Source organism: Subtercola frigoramans, from assembly GCF_016907385.1.
Taxonomy (GTDB): Bacteria; Actinomycetota; Actinomycetes; order Actinomycetales; family Microbacteriaceae; genus Subtercola; species Subtercola frigoramans.
The window spans coordinates 3,070,658-3,095,141 of sequence record NZ_JAFBBU010000001.1; the positions used below are offsets into that span (position 1 = coordinate 3,070,658).

At 65.9% G+C, this 24,484-nt stretch carries 21 protein-coding genes and 1 tRNA gene; 9 read left to right on the forward strand and 13 right to left on the reverse strand.

Features of this window, described 5'->3' with window-relative positions:
- Window positions 1-100: 100 nt before the first annotated feature.
- From JOE66_RS14405 to JOE66_RS14415, 3 genes are all read right to left on the reverse strand, one after another.
- A complete protein-coding gene (locus JOE66_RS14405; protein WP_205110536.1) occupies window positions 101-1,429 on the reverse strand; it encodes an ABC transporter substrate-binding protein in 1,329 nt (442 codons plus the stop codon).
- A 251-nt stretch (window positions 1,430-1,680) separates the two neighbouring features.
- Window positions 1,681-2,898: an ROK family transcriptional regulator gene (locus tag JOE66_RS14410; protein WP_205110538.1), complete on the reverse strand. Its 1,218-nt coding sequence runs from the start codon at window positions 2,896-2,898 to the stop codon at window positions 1,681-1,683.
- A 38-nt stretch (window positions 2,899-2,936) separates the two neighbouring features.
- Window positions 2,937-3,683, reverse strand: a complete 747-nt coding sequence (locus tag JOE66_RS14415; protein ID WP_205110540.1) for an HXXEE domain-containing protein — start codon at window positions 3,681-3,683, stop codon at window positions 2,937-2,939.
- A gap of 242 nt (window positions 3,684-3,925) precedes the next feature.
- Here JOE66_RS14415 and JOE66_RS14420 point away from each other — a divergent pair, with 242 nt between their 5' ends.
- Window positions 3,926-5,116, forward strand: coding sequence for a low temperature requirement protein A (locus tag JOE66_RS14420; RefSeq protein ID WP_205110542.1), 1,191 nt, complete (start codon window positions 3,926-3,928; stop codon window positions 5,114-5,116).
- 77 nt (window positions 5,117-5,193) lie between these two features.
- Here the strand turns inward: JOE66_RS14420 and JOE66_RS17495 are convergent, their stop codons facing one another.
- Complete coding sequence (locus JOE66_RS17495) at window positions 5,194-5,319, reverse strand: hypothetical protein (protein ID WP_275576822.1); 126 nt, start codon at window positions 5,317-5,319, stop codon at window positions 5,194-5,196.
- 62 nt (window positions 5,320-5,381) lie between these two features.
- A tRNA-Lys gene (locus tag JOE66_RS14425) sits at window positions 5,382-5,454 on the reverse strand.
- Between the two features lie 94 nt (window positions 5,455-5,548).
- On the opposite strand from JOE66_RS14425, the gene bcp reads away from it, so the two are divergent.
- Window positions 5,549-6,031, forward strand: a complete 483-nt coding sequence (gene bcp / locus JOE66_RS14430) for a thioredoxin-dependent thiol peroxidase (RefSeq protein ID WP_205110544.1) — start codon at window positions 5,549-5,551, stop codon at window positions 6,029-6,031.
- 91 nt (window positions 6,032-6,122) lie between these two features.
- Here bcp and JOE66_RS14435 read toward each other — a convergent pair whose 3' ends face one another.
- Entirely contained in the window at window positions 6,123-6,563 is a 441-nt protein-coding gene (locus JOE66_RS14435) for a hypothetical protein (protein WP_205110546.1), read from the reverse strand.
- Window positions 6,564-6,877: 314 nt separating this feature from the next.
- On the opposite strand from JOE66_RS14435, the gene JOE66_RS14440 reads away from it, so the two are divergent.
- Entirely contained in the window at window positions 6,878-7,126 is a 249-nt protein-coding gene (locus JOE66_RS14440; RefSeq protein WP_085020097.1) for a WhiB family transcriptional regulator, read from the forward strand.
- 156 nt (window positions 7,127-7,282) lie between these two features.
- Here the strand turns inward: JOE66_RS14440 and JOE66_RS14445 are convergent, their stop codons facing one another.
- Window positions 7,283-8,776, reverse strand: coding sequence for a sensor histidine kinase (locus tag JOE66_RS14445; RefSeq protein WP_205110548.1), 1,494 nt, complete (start codon window positions 8,774-8,776; stop codon window positions 7,283-7,285).
- A gap of 227 nt (window positions 8,777-9,003) precedes the next feature.
- Between JOE66_RS14445 and JOE66_RS14450 the strand changes: the two genes are divergently transcribed.
- Complete coding sequence (locus JOE66_RS14450) at window positions 9,004-9,432, forward strand: Rv3235 family protein (protein ID WP_205110550.1); 429 nt, start codon at window positions 9,004-9,006, stop codon at window positions 9,430-9,432.
- Between the two features lie 98 nt (window positions 9,433-9,530).
- On the opposite strand, the gene secA is transcribed toward JOE66_RS14450, so the two are convergent.
- From secA to mtrA, 6 genes are all read right to left on the reverse strand, one after another.
- Window positions 9,531-12,389 carry a preprotein translocase subunit SecA gene (secA, locus tag JOE66_RS14455; RefSeq protein WP_205110552.1) on the reverse strand — a complete coding sequence of 953 codons (2,859 nt, stop codon included), beginning with the start codon at window positions 12,387-12,389 and terminating at the stop codon, window positions 9,531-9,533.
- Between the two features lie 168 nt (window positions 12,390-12,557).
- A complete protein-coding gene (gene hpf, locus JOE66_RS14460) occupies window positions 12,558-13,259 on the reverse strand; it encodes a ribosome hibernation-promoting factor, HPF/YfiA family (RefSeq protein ID WP_205110554.1) in 702 nt (233 codons plus the stop codon).
- A 143-nt stretch (window positions 13,260-13,402) separates the two neighbouring features.
- Window positions 13,403-14,179 carry a ComF family protein gene (locus JOE66_RS14465; protein WP_205110556.1) on the reverse strand — a complete coding sequence of 259 codons (777 nt, stop codon included), beginning with the start codon at window positions 14,177-14,179 and terminating at the stop codon, window positions 13,403-13,405.
- 116 nt (window positions 14,180-14,295) lie between these two features.
- Window positions 14,296-15,969: an LpqB family beta-propeller domain-containing protein gene (locus tag JOE66_RS14470; protein ID WP_205110559.1), complete on the reverse strand. Its 1,674-nt coding sequence runs from the start codon at window positions 15,967-15,969 to the stop codon at window positions 14,296-14,298.
- A 25-nt stretch (window positions 15,970-15,994) separates the two neighbouring features.
- Window positions 15,995-17,656 carry an MtrAB system histidine kinase MtrB gene (gene mtrB / locus JOE66_RS14475; RefSeq protein ID WP_307827223.1) on the reverse strand — a complete coding sequence of 554 codons (1,662 nt, stop codon included), beginning with the start codon at window positions 17,654-17,656 and terminating at the stop codon, window positions 15,995-15,997.
- Entirely contained in the window at window positions 17,653-18,336 is a 684-nt protein-coding gene (gene mtrA / locus JOE66_RS14480; protein WP_205110561.1) for an MtrAB system response regulator MtrA, read from the reverse strand. Before mtrA ends, mtrB begins: the two co-directional genes overlap by 4 nt.
- A 197-nt stretch (window positions 18,337-18,533) precedes the next feature.
- Between mtrA and JOE66_RS14485 the strand changes: the two genes are divergently transcribed.
- The 5 genes from JOE66_RS14485 to JOE66_RS14505 all read left to right on the forward strand — a co-directional run bounded on the left by JOE66_RS14485 (window position 18,534) and on the right by JOE66_RS14505 (window position 24,445).
- Window positions 18,534-19,973 (forward strand): DUF7847 domain-containing protein, encoded by a 1,440-nt coding sequence (locus tag JOE66_RS14485; protein ID WP_205110563.1) that lies wholly within the window; start codon window positions 18,534-18,536, stop codon window positions 19,971-19,973.
- Window positions 19,974-19,984: 11 nt separating this feature from the next.
- Complete coding sequence (locus tag JOE66_RS14490) at window positions 19,985-20,635, forward strand: DUF4129 domain-containing protein (protein WP_239518323.1); 651 nt, start codon at window positions 19,985-19,987, stop codon at window positions 20,633-20,635.
- Window positions 20,632-21,954, forward strand: coding sequence for a DUF4350 domain-containing protein (locus JOE66_RS14495; RefSeq protein WP_205110567.1), 1,323 nt, complete (start codon window positions 20,632-20,634; stop codon window positions 21,952-21,954). Before JOE66_RS14490 ends, JOE66_RS14495 begins: the two co-directional genes overlap by 4 nt.
- Before the next feature lie 97 nt (window positions 21,955-22,051).
- Window positions 22,052-23,053: an AAA family ATPase gene (locus tag JOE66_RS14500; RefSeq protein ID WP_239518831.1), complete on the forward strand. Its 1,002-nt coding sequence runs from the start codon at window positions 22,052-22,054 to the stop codon at window positions 23,051-23,053.
- A gap of 84 nt (window positions 23,054-23,137) precedes the next feature.
- Window positions 23,138-24,445, forward strand: a complete 1,308-nt coding sequence (locus JOE66_RS14505; RefSeq protein WP_205110572.1) for a DUF58 domain-containing protein — start codon at window positions 23,138-23,140, stop codon at window positions 24,443-24,445.
- The last annotated feature ends 39 nt before the right edge of the window (window positions 24,446-24,484 follow it).

Consider the following 24,484-nt stretch of genomic DNA (forward strand, 5'->3'; position numbering starts at 1 on the left):
GGTTTCGATACGCCACGCTCCGCGTGGCTACTCAACCGGCGGAGACTCGTGCCGGCGCTGGTTGAGTAGCGGCGAAGCCGCGTATCGAAACCCGCTGGCGTCAGCCCTTGGTGATGGTGTCGACGCCCGCCTGGTACTCGGTGCCGATCTCGGTGAGGAAGTCGGTCGGGCTCTTGGTGCCGTTGACGAGCTCCTGCAGGCCGGCGTTCAGCTGGTCGTAGAAGGTCGGGGTGGGCCAGTCGGGGTAGAACGCGAGACCGTCGCGAGCGGTGAGCGTGTTGAAGTTGTCGATCAGCTCTTTGCTCTTCGGGTCGGTGATGTCACTCGCGGTCGCGGCCACGGGGATGCCGCCGTTGTTGCCGATCAGGGCCTGCATCGGAGCGCTCATGGTGATGTCGATGAACTTGTACGCGAGGTCCTTGTTCTTCGAGTTCTCGGGGACGACCCAGAGGTTTCCGCTGGAGCCCGGAGCCATGGTGGAACCGGGGAAGAGGAACGACGACCACTGGAAGTTCGTGATCTCCTTCACGAAGCGGCCGTACCACCAGGAGCCGGAGTAGAAGATCGGGTTGGTGCCCGCCTCGAAGGCGGTTCCGGCGTCTTCAGCCTTGAGGCCGGTGGCGCTGGAGGAGATGTAGCCCTTGTCGACCCAGTCCTTGATCGTGTTGGCGGCGAAGGTGAAGTCCTTGTCCTGGAAGTCGACCGTGCCGGTGTACGTCTGGTAGTCGGTGACCCACTGGCGCGTGGCGCTCGACAGGGCCAGCTGGTAGAAGAGCTGGCCGAGGGGGTACTCGGCCGCCGACTCTGCGAGCGGGGTGATGCCGGCGTCCTTGAAGGTCTTCAGCGCGGTCTCGAACTCGGCGAAGGTGGTGGGAACCGCGAGGTTGTACTTCGCGAACATGTCTTTGTTGTAGTAGACGTCGACGAACTCGCCATAGTTGGGAATACCGTAGTAGCTCCCCGAGCCCATGATGCCCTTCTCGTCATACTTCGCCGTGGTCTGCAGTGACGGGGCGAGTTTCTTGTCCCAGCCGTAGGCGGCGACGGCCGCGTCGAGGTTCGACAGGAGGCCCTGGCTGGCGAGCAGGCCGGCCGTGGCGTTGCCCTTGTTGTACTCGAGGATGTCGGGGGCGGCGTCGGAGTTCAGCACCTGGCTCGCGGTCGAACGGATTCCTTCGAAGCTCTTTGCCTCGAACGTCACTGTGGCGCCGGTCTCCTTCTCGAACTCAGCGATGGAGGCCTTCCAGGCCATACCCATCGCGCTGGTGTCGTCTTCGTAGTCCCACAGGGTCAGGGTCTTGCCCTTGCCGTCGGGGCTGGTGTTCACCGTGTCGCTGCTGGAGCCGCTGCTGGCTGCCCCAGAGCAGCCGGCGAGCAGTAGAGCGCTGGCCGCCAGAATGGCGCCTGTCGCGAGAAGTCTTCTTCGCATCACATACCTCCTTGTAAAAAGGAGTGGATGCTGCGTGTGCTGGGCAGCCACTCCGATGCCGTTTGTTGATATCCACAACATACGCAGAGGACTGGGCCGCGCGCAAGTCGAATCTTCCCCGCGCTCGAGGCGGTAGTGAGACAAAAGTGGTCATGAAGCCCGAATTATCAGGGATTCACAGGGAAAAGAGCATCATGCCCGATATAAGTTTGTTACATAAACAATCGTAAATCGCGGGGCAAAGAGAGCGGTTACATTGCTACCAAAGGGAGCTCGACGCCCATCGATGATGCCGGATCGAGCAGGAGCTGGGAGAAGACCAGCTCGCCGGCCCCGATCAGGAGCTGGTCAGCGCCCAGCTCCGCCAGTGCCACCGTGAGCTCTTCACGCGGAGTGGTCAGAGCTTCAGCCGCGAGCCCGTCACCGGTCGGAAACAGCGCGGTCAGGAACCCGCCAACGATGATCAACCTCGGGTTGAACAGGTTCACGGCGTTCCGCACGGCCACTCGCACCAGCGCGACATCCCTGGCGACCAGTGCCGCAACAGCCGGGTCGTCCGATGCCTCGAGCAGCCCGGCGAGCAGTTCGGCCTGCGCTGTACTGAGGCCCACGGCATCCAGAAGCTCAGACTGTGTCACCTCTGCCTCCAGGCACCCCTGCGAGCCGCAGGTGCAGTCGGCCCCGTTCGACGTCACGAACGTGTGGCCGAACTCCGCGGCATAGCCGTCGGCGCCGGTGAGCAGGTGACCACCCATCACCACCCCGCCGCCGATGCCACTCGCGCCCCCGATGAGGTAGACCAGGTCATCCACTCCCCTGCCGGCGCCGAAGAGACTCTCGGCGCGCATGCCGAGCTGTGCCGCATTGGCCGCCACCGATCGATGCCCGGTGGCCGCGGACATCATCTCGGTCAGGGGCTCGTCGATCCAGTCGAGGTGGTCGGCAATGCGCACCTGGCCATCGCTGCGTCGCACGAGGCCCGGAACGGCGAGGCCGATGCCGACGATCGTCAATTCCTGTTCCGATCCGGCGACGAGGCCGGCGATCGCTGCCCGCGTCATCTCGACGACCTCGCGTGACGTCGGCGCAGCCTCGGTCTCGAGCCTGATCCGCTTCAGCACGCGCCCACCGAGCGCGACGAGGCCGATGTGGATCGCGTCGACCTCAGGGTTCACGGCGATCGCCACGACAGACTGCGATGGATGCACGACCGGACTCGGCCGGCCGGCCCTGTTGCCCTCGCCGCTGCCGGGCATGGTCTCGAAGGCGAGACCCAGTTCGCGAAGCTCCGCCACAAGTCCGCCGATCGTCGAACGATTCAGGCCGGTGAGACGGGTGAGCTCGGCGCGGGAGAGGGCTCCACCCCGGTGGATCAGCGTGAGGATGCGGGCGAGATTGCTTCGCCGGAGTTCTTCGGTGGTGCCGCTGCTCGCACTTGTTCGGGCGAAGTGGTCGGCACCAGGAGACATGAGTTGACCCTATAGGGTGGGGCGAGCATCCGGCCGGATCACGGGTGCGCCGGGCCAGTCACAGAGCCCGGCCAGACGTACGCGGACTTGCGCAATCGTTGGTCACACGCCGCCACGATGAAGTAACCGGCGGCGATCACGGCAGGCTGGGCCACGAGCAGCAACCATTCGGGGATCAGCCCCCTCAGGAACAGGATCGCGCTGGCTGCGAGCACGACGTGCATCAGTGCACCGACCGCAAACAGCAGCGCGCCTGCTCGTCGACGGTAGGGGCCGCGCCGACCAACGGTGGCAACCGCCACCATGACAGTCAAGGGCATGAAGACGATGACCGCGGTGAGCAGCCCGGGGTCATAGGCCCGCTGCGCGAGGGCGGGCACGACGTGAACGACTGCGTTGACCCCGATCACTCCCCACAGCGTGAGGCCCGCAAGCCTGAAGCGGGTGGAGAGCAACGCCGCGAGGGGGCCCGCAACCCACACCAGGGGAATGTTGACGGCAAGGAAGAAGGCTGGCGGGATACCGCAGGCCGGGAAGCTCGGCTGACCCAGCAAGACACAGAGCGAGTCAGGGAACGCGTGCGGCACCCCGTTGGCCGCGATTGCGTACTCCTCGACGTTGTGAACCAGGTACACCACGACAGCGAGGAAGGAGAGCCAGCGGAGGTCTCGCCACCGGGGGAGGGAATGATCACCCCGCAACAGATCCGTAGCGAGGAGGGCGGCGAGGACTGCCGCGAATCCCAGGCCGATCCAGGGCCAGGCAAAATCGAACCAGGTGAACACCCGTCTCCCTTCCCCATCACATCATTGCGCCAATGGTCAGGTGCGTCGAGTGTAATCAGAACGTGGATCTCGAGCTGCTGGGGGCCCACACACTCCGCTGGGTGGCCGTCGATCGCCGTAGTGGTGAAACTATCGCTCCGTCTGACCGCGCAGCCCGTAGCCGGCCGACCAGTCCGAGGCGACGTGGCGTACTCGTGCATAGAAGGCTCGGTATACGATTCCCCTGACCGCTCCTTCACCGGATGCTCGCACAGGAGGTTCTCGCCATCTCGACCACATCGGCGGCAACACACCCGGGTCGACGGGTGCACTGGCTCGAACTCTTCTTCGACCTGGTCATGGCTGCCTACATCGGCCAGATCGCCCACACCATGCACGGGGACCCCTCCTGGCTTGACGCCGTCGCATTCGTCGCATTCCTGGCCGCGGCCTGGTGGGCGTGGGTGAACGCCACCGTCACCATGAACCTGTTCGGAGTGCGCATCACGCCGTCGATCTGGTTGTCGGTGACGATCGCAATGATCGCAATCGGTGTGATGGCTGCTGCGGTTCCGGACGCGCTCGGGGAACGGGCAGCCGCGTTCGCGGTTGGTAATGCCGTGATCCGTTTGATCTGGGCCGTGCCGTGGTTCGCGAATCGACGAAAGATCGGTGTGCCCTGGTGGCGACCGGTGCTCTACAGCGTTGTTCCGGCGTCATTGTGGTTGGCTTCGATCTGGGTCGCGCCACCGTGGCAGTACGCACTATGGGCACTGGCCGTGGCGATCGAGATTGTGCTGCTCAGCTTTCTCAGTGGCCAGCAGGCGTGGCTGCAATCGGCCCTCGATGTCGATCACCTCGCAGAACGGGTGGGCCTGCTCGTCGTGATCGTCTTCGGCGAATCGATCCTGAGCATCATCGCCGAACTGGACACGCATTGGACTGCGCTGTCGGGCCTGGCCGCCGTGCTCGGTTTTGCAGCCGTCGCGATGCTGGCCTGGATCTACTTCGGCTACGCGACCTCCGCCGTCGAGCGCGGTCTGCGACAACTGCAATTGCGCGGGAGCATCGGAGGACTTCGCGACACGGTGATGTATCTGCCGTTCCTGCTCATCGCCGGCGTCACGCTTTTCGCATCCGCTCTCGGCACAGCGGTTGCCGAGGCCGGGCACCAACTACCAGCAGGAGCCGCGGTCTGCCTCAGCGCCGGCATCAGTCTGTTCTTCGTGGCCAGCACAGCCGAGTCACTCCGTTACGGCGCCCCACGCAGCGACGTCATTCTCTGGGGGCCCGCGGGCATCCTGCTGCCCTGGGTGCTGCCATTACTCTCGGCAGAGGTTCATGCTGAGGCGGTGGTCGCAGCGTGTGGCGGCATCATCGCCATCATGCTCGCGCTCACTGCCGTCAACTCTCGTCGCGTGCAATCGCGGCGATCGGCGCAGACCCAGACGTGAACCGGGTACCCGCTGGCGACGGGCCACACGCTCTCTCCCATGTGGCTGGCCGCTGCTGGGCGACTGACAGTGTCGGCCTAGTGCAGCACCGCGACGACGACGAGGACCGCCGTGATCGCAGTGAGAATACTCAGCCCCGTGGCCGTGAAGACTCTCTTGATGCCCGCGCGCGGGTCGGATTCAGTGATGTGGCTCTGGGTCATAGCGGTCTCCTTTGACCGGTCAGATGGTGCTCACAAGATCGTGCTCAGGCAGTGACGGAAAGTGCACCCCCCCGGACTTGAACCGGGAACCCACTGATTAAGAGTCAGTTGCTCTGCCAATTGAGCTAGAGGTGCGCAGCGCTACTTTTGTGAAAGCCGAGCCGGGGATAAACACTAGCATGAGATCAGAAGGCCTGCGAACTGCTGGCCGAGACGAAAGAGAATCACTGTGACAGACACCTCCGAACGCCTGGTTGCCGGCGTTCAGGCTCCCGATTTCACCCTGCCGGACGAGAACGGCTCACCTGTCTCTCTCGCCGATTTCCGCGGATCCAACGTCGTCGTGTACTTCTACCCTGCAGCGGGAACACCGGGCTGCACCACACAGGCCTGTGACTTTCGCGACAACATCAACTCACTGAAGAGCGCGGGCTACCAGGTGCTCGGCGTGTCGAAAGACGAACCAGCCGCTCTCGCGAAGTTCACCGCGGAGCAGGGACTGAACTTCCCGTTGCTCTCCGACGTGGACCTCGAGGTTCACCGCGCCTACGCCGCCTACGGCGAGAAGTCGCTGTACGGGAAGACGGTCACCGGAGTCCTGCGCTCGACGTTCGTTCTCGACGAGTCCGGCGTCGTGACCCTGGCCCTCTATAACGTGAAGGCCACCGGGCACGTGGCATCGCTCCGCAAGAAGCTCGGCATCGACTCGTAGGCGTCGAACGACAGGATGGTCGACGCTCGGGCTGGGACCGCCGGGCATGTCGACTCCTCAGGTATGTCGACCACTCGGGCGTGTCGACTCCTCAGACCTCGCGACGAGTCACAGCGACCACACTGGGCGACAGCAGCAGGGCGATACACACAACCGCGACGATGAGCAGTGGCCAGCCGTCGTCCGGTTCACCCAGCACTCCCTGGAAGCACGCCACAGCGACCACGATCTGCAGGGCCTGCCAGGTGATTCCGGCACCGCGAATCCACGGGCGCATGCGGTACGTGCTCACAGCGATGGCGAGGAGCCAGACTCCGGCGGCGAAGATCAGCACCAGGAGTGCGATGGCCGTCGCATACGACGCCGGCGGCGAACTGACCAGCTGCACCAGCGACCAGACACCCACGCCGAGCGCCGCCACGGCCTCGGCAAACAGCAGGAGGGTGAGCACCAGCAGCAGCACTGGTCGCCTCACAGCGGGTTCCGGATGCCCGGATCCGGGCCCATTCGGCATGCTCTCTTGCTCAGTCATCGCCCTACACCTTCGAAAAACTCTTGATTTGCCACTACCAGTATGCGACGATGTTCGAGGTCGATTGTTGCTCACAATGTCGTGGGGGTGCGACGTGAGAATTATCCCAAGCACCCAAATGCTGGTCTTTACAGACGCATCTTTCTGAGGTGCGCCGGTCGAGTCTGAGATTCGGTCACAACGCGAACATGCTGGTTCTTACCCGACCTGCAGCATCGCGTAGTGGCAAGTCAAGCAGAAGAGCGGTCGAACGAAAAACCCGAACCTGAGGTCTGCTCGACCGAAGCACCCCGCAATACCAAGGAGTACCCCCCATGGACTGGCGCGACAAAGCCGCCTGCTTGACAGCAGACCCTGAGCTCTTCTTTCCCGTCGGCAACACCGGCCCTGCCGTCGACCAGATCGACAAGGCAAAATCTGTGTGCGCCCGATGCTCGGTCACCGAGATCTGCCTGCAGTACGCGCTCGAGACCGGCCAGGATTCCGGCGTCTGGGGCGGCCTCAGCGAAGACGAGCGCCGCGCACTCAAGCGCCGCGCTGCCCGGGCCCGCCGCGCCTCCTAGTCTCGTCACCTCCGCCAGCCTGTCGTGCCCTGTGGCACGACGATGCGCCGGCATCGCACCGCATTCCGACGAACCTCAGACGATCCGACGCGAATAGCTCGCCGGTCAGGCTGAGGTTCGTCCATTTTGTGGACACCACGGCTCCGCGTGGGTGCGTCAGCGCTTCTTGATCCAGCGGAACGGGATCTCGATGGTCACGACGGTTCCACTGCCCACCATCGTGTGCCAATCGATGATCCCGCCGAGTTCACCCTGAATGAGCGTGCGCACGATCTGGGTGCCGAGACCCGACCCGACTTTGCCTTCAGGCAGCCCTGAACCCGTGTCGCGAACCTCGACCGTGAGGGTCTCCTCCGAACGGCTGGCGACGATCTCGACCTCGCCTTCCTGGCCGGCGAGGCCGTGCTCGACGGCGTTCGTCACAAGCTCAGTCAGAGCGAGCGCGAGCGGAGTCGCGTATTCACTCGGCAGCACTCCGAAGCTGCCGCTGAACTTCGGATGCACGGTGGTGTTGTGAGCCGAAGCAACCTCGGTCACGAGCATGAGCACGCGAGCGAAGACCACGTCGAAGTCGACCTTCTGGCTGAGACCCTCCGAGAGAGTGTCGTGCACCACGGCGATGGCTGCCACTCGTCGCATGGCCTGCGACAGGGCATCTTTCGCGTCGTCTGAGTGCGTACGTCGTGCCTGGATGCGAAGCAGCGACGCGACGGTCTGCAGGTTGTTCTTGACCCGATGGTGGATCTCGCGGATCGTCGCGTCTTTGGTGATCAGTTCGCGCTCGTCGTGACGCAGTTCGGTGACATCACGGCAGAGAACGATCGCACCGAAACGCTGGCCCTTGGTTCGCAGGGGAATCGCACGAAGCGAGACGGTGACCCCCCTGGCTTCGACATCGGTGCGCCAGGGTGCGCGGCCGGTGACGACCAGGGGGAGCGACTCGTCAACCACGAGGGTTCCACTGAGCAGCCCCGTCGTGACCTCGGCGAGAGACTGCCCCTCGAGCTCTTCACCGAAACCCATGCGGTTGAAAGCAGAGAGTCCGTTCGGGCTCGCAAACGTCACAACTCCATCGACATCGAGGCGGATCAGACCATCGGATGCCCGGGGCGCGCCTCGTCGCGGACCCGTGGGCGCCCCGAGGTCAGGAAAGTCTCCCGCGGCGATCATGGCGAAGAGATCGTTCGCACACTCGTTGAAGGTGAGTTCCTGGCGGCTCGGAGTCCTGGCCTCACTCAGGTTCGTGTGCCGGGTGACCACCGCGATCGGCTTGTCGGTCGTGGCGGTCTCGCTGGGCGTGAGACGGCGGAGAACAGGCACGGCACGCACGCGGGTGGGCGTCTCCTCATACCAGTCCGGCGCGGCGGTGTCGACGATCTGGGCACTCTCGAACGCGTCAGTGACCTGTTTGCGCCACTCCGCCTTGACGACCTGGCCGACGAAGTCCCGATAGAAGAGGGTCGCCGAACTGGAGGGGCGGGCATGAGCGACGGCAACAAAACTGCCGTCGTTCGACGGCACCCACAGAACGATGTCGGCGAAAGCCAGGTCGGCGAGCAGCTGCCAGTCCCCGACCAGGAGATGGAGCCATTCGATGTCTGCTTCGGTGGAGTTGCCCTGCGCCAGGACGAGATCGCTGAGTGTGGACACAGTTCCTAGAATACGGCCCTGGCGGTCAGGCTCGATCTACCCGCACACATCTGCGAGAGTCTCGGAATCTATCCACAGCGTATGCCTGACGCTTTACACCGGCACACGCACCTGATTGAGTTGCTTCACCCGCAGAATCGAGGATCTCTCATCACACCATACCCTGTCCAGAGGCGCACCCACCCAGCGCACCTCACTACGACACGGCCACATCTCGAAAGCACACAATGAGCCAAGCACTGCCCGTCGAACGCACGCCCACGCCGATGCCCGTGGCGCACGCGATACCGCCGAACGCACCGCACCCCATCGGTCGGAACCAGAATCCGCGCGAATTCATCGAGAACCTCACGCGGTGCGTCCTCGAAGTCCTGGCGGGCGTACGCGATCTCGACCAGCTCGCGAGGTGGGTCTCCGATGACGTCTACCGGCACCTGTCAAAACGCGTCGTGCTGTCGACACGGGCCAGGCAACTCAAGGGCCAGCGGTCGATCCGCCCGACATTCACCATCGGGCGGACCCTGCTCTCCGAACCGTGCCCCGGGGTGATCGAGGGTGTCGTCATTGTGCACGGCAAGGCCCGGAGCCGCGCGGTCGCACTGCGCATTGAACGACTCGGTCCTCGCTGGCGCGCCAGCGCTATCACTGTGCTGTGAGACTGCTGGGCGAGGCGCACTCTCACTGAAGGAACGAGCCTCTCGGAGCGGAGCGCCGGCCCAGGTGTACCGGACAGGCGCTCCGCGCGAGGAGGCGGCTACTTCTTCTTGGTCTGGGCTCGCCTGTCGGCGCGGTTCACTGCTGGAGCGGCATTTGCAGGTGTCTTCTGGCCGAATGCTCCCGTTGTGGTGGGTGCTGGCCGCGAAGGCTGCGTGGTGGGGGCAGAGCCCCGACCCTGGGCCGCCGAAGCCGACAGGTCAGAAGCTGCCGGTGAGGCATCCTGTTGCGCTCGCTGGGCAAGCGCGGTGGCGGCCTGTTCGAGCTGGCCGCGCTGGTTTCGCACTTCGACTCCGCCGGAGTCGCTCGGAGCGGTGTAGCTCAGGCCGGTCTCTTCTGCACTGCCCGTCTCCAGCCCCTTGGCCTGGACGCTCGGCGCGTCGACCGAACCCGCAGGCGTGTTGACTTCGACTTCGAGGTTGAAGAGGAATCCGACTGCCTCCTCGCGGATCTGGCCCATCATCTGCTGGAAGAGCAGGTAACCCTCGCGCTGGTACTCGACGAGTGGGTCACGCTGGGCCATCGCCCGCAGACCGATGCCGTCTTTCAGGTAGTCCATCTCGTAGAGGTGATCACGCCAGCGGCGGTCGATGACGGTGAGCACGACGCGGCGCTCCAGTTCACGCATCGCAGCCTCGCCCAGCGTCTCTTCACGCTTCTGGTAGGCGAGTTTGGCATCGGAGAGAATCTCGCGGCCGACGAACTCACGGCTGATCTTGCCCCGGCTGCCCGCCTCGGCGATGACCTCGTCGATGGAGATGGAGACGGGATAGAGCGTCTTCAGCTCGGTCCACATCGCGTCGAAGTCCCAGTCGTCCCCATTTCCCTCGCCCGCGTGGGTCTCGAGCACGTCGTCGACCACGTCTTGCAGGAATTTCTGTGCCCGCTCATGCAGGTCGTCACCCTCGAGGATGTGCCGGCGGTCGCTGTAGATGGCTTCGCGCTGCCTGTTGAGCACATCATCGTACTTCAGCACGTTCTTGCGGATCTCCGCGTTGCGGCCCTCGACCTGTGACTGGGCGCTTCGGATGGCGCGCGAAACGACCTTGGACTCGATGGCCAGGTCGTCTGGCACATTGCCGCGGCCCATCAGGCTCTCCGCTGCACCAGCATTGAACAGACGCATGAGGTCGTCGGTCAGGGAGAGGTAGAAGCGGCTCTCGCCCGGGTCTCCCTGGCGACCGCTGCGGCCTCTGAGCTGGTTGTCGATCCGACGAGACTCGTGCCGCTCGGTGCCGAGCACGTAGAGGCCGCCTGCTTCGACGACCTTCTCTGCCTCCTCCTCGACCCCGGCCTTGACCTCGGCAAAGACGTCGTCCCAGGCCAGCTCATATTCCTCTGGGGTGTCGATCGGACTGAGTCCACGCGCGTTCATCTGGGCGACAGCGAGGAACTCGGTGTTGCCACCGAGCATGATGTCTGTGCCACGCCCCGCCATGTTCGTCGCAACGGTCACCGCGCCGAGGCGGCCTGCCTGGGCGATGATCGCGGCCTCACGGGCGTGGTTCTTCGCGTTCAGCACTTCGTGACGCACGCCCTTCTTCGCCAGCAGCCGCGAGAGGTACTCGCTCTTCTCGACACTGGTCGTGCCGACAAGTACGGGCTGGCCGGTCTCGTGACGCTTGACGATGTCTTCGACGACCTGCTCGAACTTCGCCTGCTCGTTCTTGTACACGAGGTCGGGCTGGTCTTTGCGCTGCATGGGCCGGTTGGTCGGGATGGCCACGACGCCGAGCTTGTACGTTCCGTTGAACTCTGCGGCTTCGGTCTCGGCCGTACCGGTCATGCCGGCGAGCTTGTCGTAGAGACGGAAGTAGTTCTGCAGCGTCACCGTGGCGAGGGTCTGGTTCTCTGCCTTGACGACGACGCCCTCTTTGGCCTCGATCGCCTGGTGGATTCCTTCGTTGTACCGCCGGCCGGCCAGAATTCGGCCGGTGTGCTCGTCGACGATGAGCACTTCGCCGTTCATCACGACGTAGTCCTTGTCTTTCTTGAAGAGCGCAGATGCCTTGAGCGAGTTGTTCAGAAACGAGATGAGCGGAGTGTTGGCCGACTCGTAGAGGTTGTCGATGCCGAGGTAGTCCTCGACCTTCTCGATCCCCGGCTCGAGAATACCGACCGTGCGCTTCTTCTCATCGATCTCGTAGTCCTCATCGGCCACGAGGCGGGTCGCGATCGAGGCGAACTCAGTGAACCATCGGTTCGCTTCGCCTGAGGCCGGCCCCGAGATGATGAGAGGCGTGCGGGCCTCATCGATCAGGATGCTGTCGACCTCGTCGACGATGGCGAAGTAGTGGCCACGCTGAACCATGTCGGAGGCCTGCCAGGCCATGTTGTCTCGCAGGTAGTCGAAGCCGAACTCGTTGTTCGTGCCGTAGGTGATGTCAGAGGCGTACTGTTCGCGGCGCTCTGCGGGTGTCTGGCCACTGAGGATGACACCCGTGGTCATGCCGAGCGCGCGGAACACGCGGCCCATGAGTTCACTCTGGTAGTTGGCAAGGTAGTCGTTGACGGTGACGATATGCACACCCTCGCCGGCAATGGCGTTCAGGTAGGCCGGAAGCGTCGCGACCAGGGTCTTGCCCTCACCGGTCTTCATCTCGGCGATGTTGCCGAGGTGCAGGGCCGCCCCACCCATGAGTTGCACGTCGAAGTGCCGGAGTCCCAACGTTCGCCGCGAAGCCTCTCGTACTGCCGCAAACGCTTCTGGCAGCAGGTGGTCGAGGCTCTCGCCCTCTGCGAACCTCTCTCTCAGCCGAGGGGTCTCTTCTCTGAGCTCGTCGTCGCTCAGGTGAGTGAAGTCTTCTTCCAGCGCATTGATTGCCTTTGCGTAGTTCTCGAGGCGACGGAGTACCCGACCCTCACCGACCCGGAGAACCTTTTCCAGAACTGAAGCCACAATAAATCTCCTACCGAACCAGCCATGATCCAGCCGGTAATCATAGCAATACTAGTTGTCGTAGCTGAACGCCCACGGGACGGCAGAGCACTGGGGGCACAGCAACCGTGTCGCTGTGCCCCCAGGCGTTCGGTGGCGACCCTTCATTCAGGGTCGAGCGAACCGGCCCTAGGAGAAGACCCGTTCGGCCTGGCGGCTTTCGGCCGGCGAGTCAACAGCTGCACTGTCGTCGAGCCCGATGACTCCGTAATCCCAGCCCTTTCTGCGGTAGACCACGCTCGGGCGCTGCGTCTCGGCGTCGATGAAGAGATAGAAGTCGTGCCCGACGAGCTCCATCAGATAGAGAGCATCGTCGACGGTCATCGGGGCCGCAGCGAAGACCTTCTTGCGGATCACCACCGGCGACCACGCCTCTTCTGTCTCCTCCGCCTCTGCGTTGGCCGGCTGCACCGGCACTGCGCCGGTCGTCGCCCTCAGCAGGACCTCGGCTTCGGCGGGAACCACGTCGATGCCACTGAAATCAGCTGCGCTGGCTTCGCGGAGTGACACAGGCCGGTGTTGGCCGCGGTGGGTCTTCTTTCGATCTTTCGCGCGGCGCAATCGCTCGAGCAGCTTGGCGATCGCCAGATCGAAGGCAACGTACTTGTCTGAGCCGGCGCTCTCGGCCCTCACAATCGGTCCCGGGCCGATGAGAGTGAGTTCCACCCGGTCGTCGCCACCGGAGGTGTTCGCCGAGCTGTGGCGGCAGACTTTGACTTCAAGCGCGAGAGCACGATCCGCAAGGTGTTCGACCTTCTCGGCCTTCTCAGTTGCGTAACTGCGAAACCGATCGGTGATTCCTAGGTTGCGGCCCGTGATGTTGATCTCCATGGCGATCTCCTAGTCTGAAAAGACGCGCCGCCCTGGGGTCAAAGCGAGTTCTTCCGCGCCTTTTCCCCCACCGTAGTCGCGTCTGCACGCATCTGTCACCCGTGGGTTTGCCCGCGCGATCCAGATTGCCGTATTCCTGCCGTTCACCCGTCGTGAACATGACGAACCGCCGAGAGTCCGCTGCGGCTTTCTGTGTGCGCGAGCGTCACCGCCCCCCAGACCGAAGCGCCCGCCGCCTGCAGCGCCCTTCGACACTCGAGCAGCGTCGCTCCGCTGGTAATCACGTCATCGACCAGCAGAAAGTGCCGCCCCTCGAGGGTGCCTCCTGAGAAACGCCTGCGAAGCCCAAGCGCGCCCTGCAGATTGTCGCGACGGGCGGCAACCCCGAGCCCGGCCTGGTCGGCGATGACGGCGCGTACACGCAGTGTGGTTGACAGCGGCGCGGCTTCGTCTTTGCAGAAGGTGCCGCCCTTGCGCGCGCGGGCTGCGAGTAGTTCGACGGGGTTGTACCCACGCTTTCGGTACGCCGCCCGTGACGAGGGAGCCACGGTGAGGTGAAGTGGCTCGCCCGGCGGGAGCCTCGCACGGGTCTGGGTGTATGCACTCCGGAGTGCCGGTGTGAGCGTCTCTGCCAAGACACCCACCACATCGGTGCGACCCGATTCCTTCAGCCCGGAGAGCAGGCTCGATACGACTCCGTGGTACGGGACGGCAGACCAGACCTCCAAGGGGTCTGAGCCCGGTTCGTCGACGCTGAGGTGGACCACGTCGCCTTCTCCGCCTGCGAGCGCGGTCATACACGCTCTGCACACGGAGCGGTCGGGAGCGCCGCAGCCAGCGCAGGCGACGGGCAGCACGAGTGCAAGAGCCGCGGCCAGTGCTTCGGAGAATGTGTGGGTGAGGTGTCGGAGAACGGTCATGCCGGTATTCTCGGCCGCTCGAACACTCGATCCGTTCCCACGCCACAATTCGGGGGAAGACTGACGAAGATTCCGGATTGTGGACGACGGACGCGCATGCCTCAGGTCTGCATACCTCAGGTCTGCGTGGCGAGGAAGGAGATTCCCTTCGAGATCGTCTGCCAGCCGCTGCCGCGCTGCTGTTGCAGATCCCCTGCCGAGGTGAGCAGCCAGAGCCCGTCGAGACTGTTGCCGCCGCTCAGGGTGGTGGCGTTGCTCGGTACCCCGAGATTGCTTGAGATGCCTCCGATCTGCTGTGCCACAACCCGATCGTCGCCGCTGGGCGACACGGTGAGCGAAGCGACGTCGGTCTGGTCGACCCAGGTGGCATCGACCGGTGCCCCCGGGCCCGACGCGAGCACCAGGGGGTCACCGAGCCGCTGGGGGACGCCGTCTTTGTCGCGGATGATCGCGGCAACAAGAAGGCTCGGCATACCGTCTGCCACGGTGAAGGCGAGCACCCGCGTTCCGTCGCGCGAGACATCGAGGGAGACGATGTCCGATGCGCCGTTCCAGTTGACGACGACGGAGTGGGTCGAGCCATCCTTGCCATAGGCCTGCACGGCGTTCGGGCTGCCAGCGGGAACCGACCAGACATACCCCGCGGGGTCGAGCGACGGCGCGATGAGGCCCGGCCGGGCATCCACCAGCACAGGGTCGTTGCCACCGGGTTGCACCGCGTATACGCCGGCAGCGGTACCCACCGCGAAGACTCCCGACGACGAGGTCGCCGACAACGGGCCGAGCGCCTGGATCTTGTCGTTGACCGAACCGATGGGCACCACAGCGTTGTTCGACAGGTAGCCGAATGCCCCGGAGAGCTGCACCAGGGCCTTGTTGTCCACCAGTGGGGTGCTGATCGGCGGGGTACCGGGAACGACCGTCACGGGGTTCTGGTTCACCGAGATCGACACGCTCGCGACCGAGGCCACGCTGCCGAGGCTCTCGTCGAGCTGGTACTGCATGCGCTGCAACGACACCTGCGACTGCGAGAGCACCTGGCTCGAGAGCGGAACGTTCGCTGTGCCGGATTCGACGACCACCGGAGACGCCTCCGTTCCGTCGGGGAAGGCGGTGACCACGGCGCCCTGCCCGAGCCACGGCGAAGGGCCCCCGAGGAGCGCTCGCACGACCCGCGTGCTCGTGGTGGTGTCTTTGGCGAACCACCGAACGTCGGGTACGAGATAGGTGTACGTCGGGTCGTAGAAGTACAACGGGTGCGAGCTGAAGACCTGGCTGAAGCGGAGCTGCTCGAGAATGATGCCGGGGTTGGCGGTGCTGATACGCCACTGCCCGTTCTCCTGCACGAAGGTGAAGGGGAGCGTCACCGATGCGGCCGAGACGCTCTCCTTGTACTCGCCGGTCTGGTCGACCTCCGCTTTCGGGCTCACGGTGACCGACATGCTGGTGTCGGAGCTCGGGGTCAGCACGGGCTGGTTCGAGGTGATGAGAACCCCGGCGTCGGGGTCCCACTGCTTGGAGAGATCGGCGGTGAGGTACTCGCGGGCGATCTCGTAGTCCTTCTGCGGGCTCGCGGCGGCCTGCAGGAATCCGTTCAGGATCTGAACCTGGTTCGCCCCCGGCGCGGGCCCGGCCGGGAGGAGGATCACGTCATTGTCATTGGGCGTTGCGCTGACCTCCTGGGCGTGCACGCTGCCGTTGTCCGGGATGCCCGTGCAGCCCGCCAGCGCGAGAACACCCGCCACCATGGTGACCGCGGCAACGGATAGCCGGAGTCTGCCCACCCTCACGCCCCGGCGCGGTCTTCTTCGTTCTTCAGACTTCATCATGGCTCCCCTCCGCATCGGCGCGGCCTGTGGGCATCGGGATCGGCGAGCTCTCGAGGCGCTCCCCGCGCACGCGCGGCAGCGTGAGTCGGAACATGCTGCCCTCCCCCGGCTGCGACCACACCTCGAGCCAGCCGTTGTGCAGCGCGGCATCTTCGAGCGAGATGGCCAGTCCCAGCCCGGTGCCGCCGATCGTTCGTTTGCGCGACGGGTCTGCGCGCCAGAAACGTTCGAAGACCCGCTCGGCGTCGGCCGCGGTCATCCCGATGCCGTGGTCGCGGACGGACAGGGCGATCGCCGAGGCAGTGCTGTCGATCGAGACGTCGATCGGCCGGCCTTCACCGTGCTCGATCGCGTTGCCGAGAAGGTTGCCGATGATGCGGCGGATGCGGCGGGCATCGAGATCGACGTCGACGTACCCGCCCGGCGTCTCGAGCCGGATGGGCGTTCCGGTGGAGTCGGCGAGGGGGCGCATCTGCTCGATCGTGTCTTCGGTGAGGTGCACAAGGCTCGTCGGTTCGATGTTGAGGTCAGCCGAGCCGGCGTCGAAACGGCTGATCTCGAGCAGGTCGTTCAACAGCGATTCGAAGCGAACAGTCTGGGTGTGCAGGAGCTCCGCCGTGCGCCCGATCGCCGGTTCGAATGATTCGCGGTGGTCGAAGAGCACGTCACCGGCCAGACGGATGGTGGTGAGGGGTGTGCGCAGCTCATGGGAGACATCGGAGACGAACCGTTGCTGCAGCTGCGAGAGCTCGGCCAGCTGGGTGATCTGGCCCTGCATGCTGTCGGCCATTCCGTTGAACGAACGCGCGAGGGTGGCGATGATGTCCTCGCCCTTCTCCGGGATGCGCACTTCGAGCTGCCCGGCGGCGAGCTTCTCGCTGGTCTCGGCGGCAACACGGATGGGGTCGATCACCAGGCGCACGATGACCCAGGCCACGAGGGCGATCAGCAGGGTGAGCAGGAGGCCCGCGATCCAGAGGGTCTGCTGCACGAAGCGGAGGGTCTGGTCGGAGTCGGCGAGGTTGTAGCCGAGATAGAGCTGGTACTGCCCCGCGCCCGGGATCGTGAGCGGGGTTCCGACGATGATGCCGGGCTCCGTGCCACCGGTGCCGTTGTCGAGCGCAACCGACTGCCAGTACTGGGTCTGTGTGCCGGCACCGTCGGTCACTTCGCGCCGGAGCTCAGCCGTGATGACCCCGTCGACGGTGAGAGCAGGGCTCGCGAACGGTAGGAAGGTCGTCGCACTCTGATCTTGACCCGGGGCTGCGTAGATCGCGATGAGCCGCGACGACGACGACGCCCTGATACTGGTCTGGGCCGAGTCGAGGAGCGTGCTCGCGGAGGACTCGTTCGTGGAGTCGGCCGCATCGAAGATCGACTGTGCCGCGGTCGCCGCCCGGTTCGAGTCGAGAAGCACCTGGCTCAGCCTCGACTGGAACAGATCGTTGCCGATACTGACCGAGGTGTAGATTCCCGCACCCAGGAGCGCCACCGTGGTGAGAGTGATGGTGATGATGATCGTGCGGAACTGCAGCGAACTGCGCCACGCGCCCGCAAGCTGCCGGGGCCAGGCGCGCCACTCCCGCGCGAGGAACGGCCCGATGTGGCTGCGCCTCGCCAGCTGCAGCGAGGGGCGGGTCGTCGTCACACCACAGCGCCCGCGCGATAGCCGATGCCACGCACCGTCATGACGATCGCCGGGTTGTCTGGATCTTCTTCGACCTTCGCACGGAGCCGTTGCACGTGCACATTCACGAGTCGGGTGTCTGCCTTGTAGTGATAGCCCCACACCTGCTCGAGCAGCATCTCCCGCGTGAAGACCTGCTGGGGCTTCGCTGCGAGGGCGTGCAGCAGGTCGAACTCGAGGGGCGTGAGGTTGATGCGCTCGGCGCCTCGCCTGACTTCGTGGCCCTGCACGTCGAGCTCCAGGTCGCCGATGCGCAGCGAGTCGCTGCTCGACGGCTGGGGTGTCTGGCGAAGCCGGGTGCGGATGCGCGCCACCAGCTCCTTCGGGTTGAAGGGTTTCACGATGTAGTCGTCCGCGCCCGACTCGAGCCCCTTGACCACGTCTGTCGTGTCGGACTTGGCCGTGAGCATGATGATCGGAATGCCCGATTCGGCGCGGATCTGCGTGCACACCTCGATGCCGTCCATGCCGGGGAGCATCAGGTCGAGCAACACGAGGTCGGGTTTCGACGAGGTGAAGGCCGCGAACGCCTCAGAGCCGTCGGCGCAGAACACCGGTTCGAAGTTCTCCGTTCGCAGCACGATGCCGATCATCTCGGCGAGCGCGGGATCGTCGTCGACCACCAGTATGCGAGCATCCATGGGTGTAAGAGTACTGGAGGGTTGCCGAAAGCATCCTGCACGCCGATGGATGATCGGCGGGGCATTCACGGACACCATTCAGTTGAGCTAAACTCAGCTGGTGTTGCGGTCGTGATGTGTGTGGTCGGATTGTGCGAGCATGATGCGAAGGGCTGGGGTTGTGCGCAACCGGACGCCAGAAACGTGAGGATCCACCGGTGAGCGAGAACCCCCCGAGCGGCGTGCCCCAGGGCGAGAACCCGGCGGCGCCTGTGCCGCCCATCCAACCGGCAGCTCCGGTTCCGCCCACTCGCCCCGTTGCGCCCGTGCAGCCGACGTACGGGCAGTACGCGCCGCCGCAGGCTCCCCCGGGGCCACCCGCTCCGCCAGCACCATCGGCGTACGGGCAGTACGCTCCCCCGCCGCCATACGGGCAGCCCACCACGCCCCCGCCGGCGTACGGGCAGTATGCACCCCCGGCCTATGGCTCTCCCCCCGCCTCTGGCGCACCGCCGGTCTACGGCGCCCCACCGATCTACGGGCAGCCGGCGTACGGGCAAGCTGCGTATGGGCAACCTGCCGCGCCGCAGCCCGGCCAGCAATGGGCGCCACCGCCCAAGCCCGGGCTGGTCCCCTTGCGACCCTTGGGCTTCGGCACACTGCTCGGGTCGCCGTTCCAGGTGCTGCGGCGCAACACGGGGCCGACGGTCGGGAGTGCCCTGATCATCCAGTTCATCATCTACCTGGTCACGGGAGTGATCATCGGCGGCGCCGTGCTGCTGGCCGTCACGAGGATCAACCAGGCCTCGGCGAGCGACCAGGACGCGATCACCGCCGGGTCGACGGTGATCATTCTGCTTTCGGCCCTCATCCCCCTGGCCGTTGGGCTGGTCGCGAGCGCACTGCTGCAGGGCATCCTGGTGATCGAGGTCTCGCGCGAGGTGCTCGGCGAGAAACGCCGGCTCGGCGAACTGTGGCGCGCGGCCGGCAAGCGCGTGTGGCCGCTGCTGCTCTGGACCCTGCTCGAAGGTGCAGCGATCGTAGTGGTGCTCGTCGTGGTCATCGGCGTGATCGTGCTGCTGGCGAGCCTCGGAACCGTGGGGATCGTGCTGTCGGTGGTCGTCGGAATCGTTGGCTTCTTCGGGCTCCTGGCCCTCGCGGTGTGGCTCGGAACGAAGTTCGCTCTCGTACCGTGTGCGATCGTGCTCGAGAGAATGACCGTGCGCCAGGCGATGGTGCGTTCGTGGCGCCTCACGTCGCGCTCGTTCTGGAAGACGTTCGGGGTGCTCGCGCTCGTCAACGTGATCATGTACTTCGCGGCCCAGCTCGTCTCCACACCGGTCGGGCTGCTGCTCGGCCTCGGTCTCAACCTGGTCGACCCCAACGGTGCCAGCACCTCCACGGGCACCTCGACCGCCGGCCTCTCGGGTGCGGAACTCACAAACATCGTCATCACGTACCTGGTGCTCGGCGTCGTGCAACTCGTCGTGGGCGCGATCACCGCGGTGGTGCAGGCTGCTGCGGTCTCGTTGGTGTACATCGACCTGCGCATCCGCAAGGAGGGCCTCGACCTCGAGCTCATCCGGTTCGTGGAGGCGCGGCAGGCCGGGCGGGCGACCGCGAGCGATGACCCGTTCCTGGTGACCGAGCGTCGGTGACCGTGGGCGTGTTGACATTCGAACCGCTGGGCCCGAGCGCTCCTGACGCACGGCAGTGGCTGCTCACCGAGCTCGCCAAGCCGGAATACGAGGCCGCCAAACCGAGCTGGCTCGACCGGGCATCCGAAGATTTTCTGAACTGGCTGTCGTCGCTTGTCGTGCCATCCGACGGCAACCTCGGCGGGTTTCTCCCTGCCGTCGTGCTCGTCATTGTGATCGCGCTCGTGGTCATCGCGTTCATCGTGTTCGGCCGGCCCAGGCTGGCGCGAAAGGTCGCGGCCGACCAGGCCGCGCTCTTCGGGTCGCGCGACCTGCGATCCTCGGCGCAACTGCGCGCGTCGGCTGCGGCCGCCGCCGACGCCGGCGACTACCGCACCGCACTCGAGGAGCTCTACCGCGCCCTGGCCCGCCGCCAGGCGGAACGCACGATCGTGCGGCTCACCCCCGGCACGACGGCCCACGGCTTCGCAGCCCAGGCCTCGGAGTGTTACCCGGCCCACGCCCCGGGGCTTGAGCAGGCAGCACGCACCTTCGACGACGTGCGATACCTCGGTGGGGCGGCGACACGCGAGGCCTACCTGCAGCTGGTCGCGCTCGAGAGGGAGCTCCGTGATCGGCCACCTGTCACCCGGCAGCCGGTGCTGGAGCGGGTGCTGCAGTGACGACGACGGATGCTCGGCCCTCCGCGACCGACGGCGCAGCTGTGGGCGGCCCGCCGCCGGGCGGAGTTCCCCCTGTCGGCGGCCCCGACGGCACCACTCGCGGTGCGCCCGACACCTCGACAGGCAACAACGGCGGGGCCGTCGTGGTTTCGTCGGGCATCCGTGCCTCGCTGCGACGCTCGGGATTCTGGATCGTCGCCGGCATCCTGGTGCTCGTCGCCAGCGTCGTTCTGCTGCTCGTGAAAGGTGTTTCGGGGACGGCGAGCGCTGCGCCCCTGTCGATCGACAGCCCGGCACCGGCGGGGAGCAGGGCGCTGGCCGAGGTGCTGCGGCAGCATGGCGTGACCGTGACGGCGGCGCACTCGCTGGCCGAGGCGCAGGCGGCAGTTTCTGCCGATTCGACGGTGCTCATCTACGACCCCGACCAGCTGCTGCCCGGTGACCGCTATACCGAGGCCGCAGCCCTCGGTAGCCGGCTCGTGCTGGTCGAGCCCGATGTGTTCGAGCTCGAAGCGCTCGCACCCACGATCGCCGCTGCGGGTGCACCCGAGTCGTCGGGCTCAGACAGCGCAACGCTGAGTGCCCAGTGCGAGTTGCCCGCTGCCCGGTCTGCCGGCACGATCAGTGTCTCTGGGACGACGTACCGCTCCGTTGGGGAGTCAGTCGTGACGGAATCCTGCTTTCCGTCGTTCGGCACCTCGTATTCTCTCGTACGGGCCGGATCGGTGACGGTGCTGGGTGCTCCCGAAGTGCTCGACAACGGGCACATCACGCTCGCAGGGAATGCAGCCCTCGCGCTTGGTCTCCTGGGCACGAGCAACAGCGTCGTCTGGTACACCCCGTCGGCGGCCGATGTCACGGCGAACGGGCCGCCCTCTCTCGGCGCCCTGACTCCGGGCTGGGTCACGCCGGCACTCAGTCTGCTCGTGCTCGTCTTCGTGGCAGGGGCTGTGTGGCGTGGGCGACGACTCGGGCCGGTGGTTGTGGAGAACCTGCCGGTGATCGTTCGGGCCAGCGAGACCATCGGTGGGCGCGCGAGACTCTACGCGCGCTCGGGTGACAGCACACACGCGCTCGATGCCCTCCGCATCGGCTCGAGTACGCGCCTGGCCGTGATGCTCGGATTGCCTCGGACGGCACCGCTCGAACTGATCATCACGCAGTGCTCGGCGGTCACGGGCATACCGGCGACCGAGGTTGCTGCCACACTCGTGAACCAGGTGCCGGGCTCTGAGGGCGATCTCGTCGAACTCGCCCAGCGCCTCGCGGGGCTCGAGCGGGCCGTACGCGCGTCGCTCGGGCTCGGAGGGCCGTCGTGATGCACTCCGATCCAGACGACTGCCACACACGAACAGGCACACACGTAATCGAACAAGGGAAACTCTGATGACTGAGACCTATCCGGTGCCAGAACCGATGAGCGCTCCGGCTCAAGCTCAAGCTCCGGCCAGTGCACCGGCGAGCACCAACGATGAGCTGCGTCTCGCGCTCTCTCGAGTGCGCACTGAGGTCGGCAAGGCCGTCGTCGGGCAGGACGGAGCCGTCACCGGTCTGCTGGTGGCGCTGCTGGCCCGCGGGCACGTGCTGCTCGAAGGCGTTCCCGGTGTCGCCAAGACACTCCTCGTGCGCTCGCTCGCCTCGGCGCTCAGCCTCGACACGAAGCGGGTGCAGTTCACCCCCGACCTGATGCCGGGCGACGTCACCGGTTCGCTGGTCTACGACGGGCGTTCGGGCGAATTCGAGTTTCGTGAGGGGCCGGTGTTCACGAACATCCTGCTCGCCGACGAGATCAACCGCACACCTCCCAAGACGCAGTCGGCGCTGCTCGAGGCGATGGAGGAGCGCCAGGTGAGCGTCGACGGGGTGAGCCGCCAGCTGCCCGACCCGTTCCTCGTGGCGGCGACGATGAACCCGATCGAGTACGAGGGCACGTACATGCTGCCCGAGGCGCAGCTCGACCGGTTTCTGCTCAAGTTGACGCTCGACATTCCGGAGCGCGACGTCGAGATCGCCGTGCTGGCGCGACACGCGGCGGGCTTCAACCCGCGGGACCTCGGCGGTGCCGGCGTGACGGCTGTGCTCGGCGCGGCCCAGCTGCACGAGGCGCAGGCGGCCGTGGCGCGCGTCGGCGCGACGGTGGATGTTCTGGCCTATGCCGTCGACCTCGCCAGGGCGACCCGGCAGAGCCCCTCGGTGAAGCTCGGCGTGAGCCCGCGCGGAAGCACGGCTCTTCTCGCGGCGGCGAAGGCGTGGGCGTGGCTCAACGGATTCGAGCGGATCACGCCCGACCACGTGCAGGCGATGGTGCTGCCGGTGTTCCGGCACCGTATCCAGCTGCGGCCCGAGGCCGAGCTCGAGGGCGTGTCTGTCGACTCGATCCTGCGCGGAGTGCTGTCGCAGGTGCAGGTGCCGATCTAGGCTCTCAATTCCACCGAGACGACCCACACCCACCGAGACGACCCACACCCACCGAGACGACCCACACCAGGAAGGAAGAACACCATGGCGATATCAGGGCGTTTCGTGCTGCTGCTGGCGCTCGGCGTTCTGCCGATCGTGGTGCTCGGGCAGGCCTACGGGCTCGCCGCCGAAGGGCTGGTCGGCTGGTTGCTGCTGACGACGCTGCTCGGCGTCGTCGACCTCGCTCTCGCCGGCTCTCCGCGGCAGCTCACGGCCGAACGCCTTCTGCCGCAGCGGGTCCGTCTCGGCGAGAGTGTCACGGGCGAGCTGTACCTCACGAACACGGGTCGCCGAATGCTCCGCGGCACCGTGCGCGACGCGTGGCAGCCCTCGGCCGGCGCCGCCACCACACGCTCGGCCCTCGTCATTCCGCGGGGTGAACGGCGTCTCGTGAGCATCGAGCTCAGGCCGTTCAGGCGGGGGGAACGCCGGGTGGAGTTCACGAGCATCCGGTCATTCGGGCCCCTGGGTCTGTGGGCGCGCCAGGCGACGCTGCGTGTGCCGGGGCGCATCCGGGTACTGCCGCCGTTCACCTCGCGCAAGCATCTGCCATCGAGGCTGGCGCGGCTGCGTGAACTCGATGGACGAACGAGCCTGATGATCCGGGGGCAGGGTACGGAGTTCGACAGCCTGCGCGAATATGTGCGGGGCGACGACGTGCGGTCGATTGACTGGCGCGCGACGGCTCGGCGTGACGAGGTCGTCGTTCGAACCTGGCGGCCGGAGCGTGACCGGCGCGTCGTGATCGTGATCGACACGGGTCGCACCAGCGCTGCGCGAATCGACAACGAGCCGCGTCTCGACACCGCGTTCGAGTCGGCGCTGCTGCTGGCGGCCCTCGCTACGAGGGCGGGCGACCGGGTGGATGTTCTCGCCTACGACCGGCGGACGCGCGCGCGCGTGCAGGGCGCCGTCGGACCCGAACTGTTGTCGCGTATGGTCGACGCTCTCGCCACGGTCGACCCCGAACTTCTCGAGATGGACTGGAGCGCGATCCCGGCCCGCGTGCGCGAGATCACGAACCAGAGGGCGCTGGTGGTACTGCTGACCTCGGCCGAGACGCCCGGGTCGTCGCAGGGGCTGCTTGCCGTGCTGCCGCAGCTGACCCAGCGGCACACGGTTCTCGTAGCGTCGGTCTCCGACCCGGAGACATTCGCGCGCACCGCCCGGCTCGGCTCGCGCGACGAGGTGTACACAGCGGCGGCGGCCGAGCGTGCGCTGCTTGACGTCGCCCGCGTCTCGGCCGCGCTCCGGCAGCAGGGTGCCGACGTCGTCACGGGCTCCCCCGCCGACCTGCCCCCCGCCGTTGCAGACCGCTACCTCGCCCTCAAAGCCGCCGGCCGCCTCTAACCCCCGGGCCCAATCGACTTGCCCCAAAGTTTCTGTCTG

Coding starts and splice junctions, on each gene's coding strand:
- JOE66_RS14405 (WP_205110536.1), bottom strand. CDS start 1,429: ATGCGAAGAAGACTTCTCGCGACAGGCGCCATTCTGGCGGCCAGCGCT.
- JOE66_RS14410 (WP_205110538.1), bottom strand. CDS start 2,898: ATGTCTCCTGGTGCCGACCACTTCGCCCGAACAAGTGCGAGCAGCGGC.
- JOE66_RS14420 (WP_205110542.1), top strand. CDS start 3,926: ATGCTCGCACAGGAGGTTCTCGCCATCTCGACCACATCGGCGGCAACA.
- JOE66_RS17495 (WP_275576822.1), bottom strand. CDS start 5,319: ATGACCCAGAGCCACATCACTGAATCCGACCCGCGCGCGGGCATCAAG.
- JOE66_RS14435 (WP_205110546.1), bottom strand. CDS start 6,563: ATGACTGAGCAAGAGAGCATGCCGAATGGGCCCGGATCCGGGCATCCG.
- JOE66_RS14440 (WP_085020097.1), top strand. CDS start 6,878: ATGGACTGGCGCGACAAAGCCGCCTGCTTGACAGCAGACCCTGAGCTC.
- JOE66_RS14450 (WP_205110550.1), top strand. CDS start 9,004: ATGAGCCAAGCACTGCCCGTCGAACGCACGCCCACGCCGATGCCCGTG.
- hpf (WP_205110554.1), bottom strand. CDS start 13,259: ATGGAGATCAACATCACGGGCCGCAACCTAGGAATCACCGATCGGTTT.
- JOE66_RS14465 (WP_205110556.1), bottom strand. CDS start 14,179: ATGACCGTTCTCCGACACCTCACCCACACATTCTCCGAAGCACTGGCC.
- mtrA (WP_205110561.1), bottom strand. CDS start 18,336: ATGGATGCTCGCATACTGGTGGTCGACGACGATCCCGCGCTCGCCGAG.
- JOE66_RS14500 (WP_239518831.1), top strand. CDS start 22,052: ATGAGCGCTCCGGCTCAAGCTCAAGCTCCGGCCAGTGCACCGGCGAGC.
- JOE66_RS14505 (WP_205110572.1), top strand. CDS start 23,138: ATGGCGATATCAGGGCGTTTCGTGCTGCTGCTGGCGCTCGGCGTTCTG.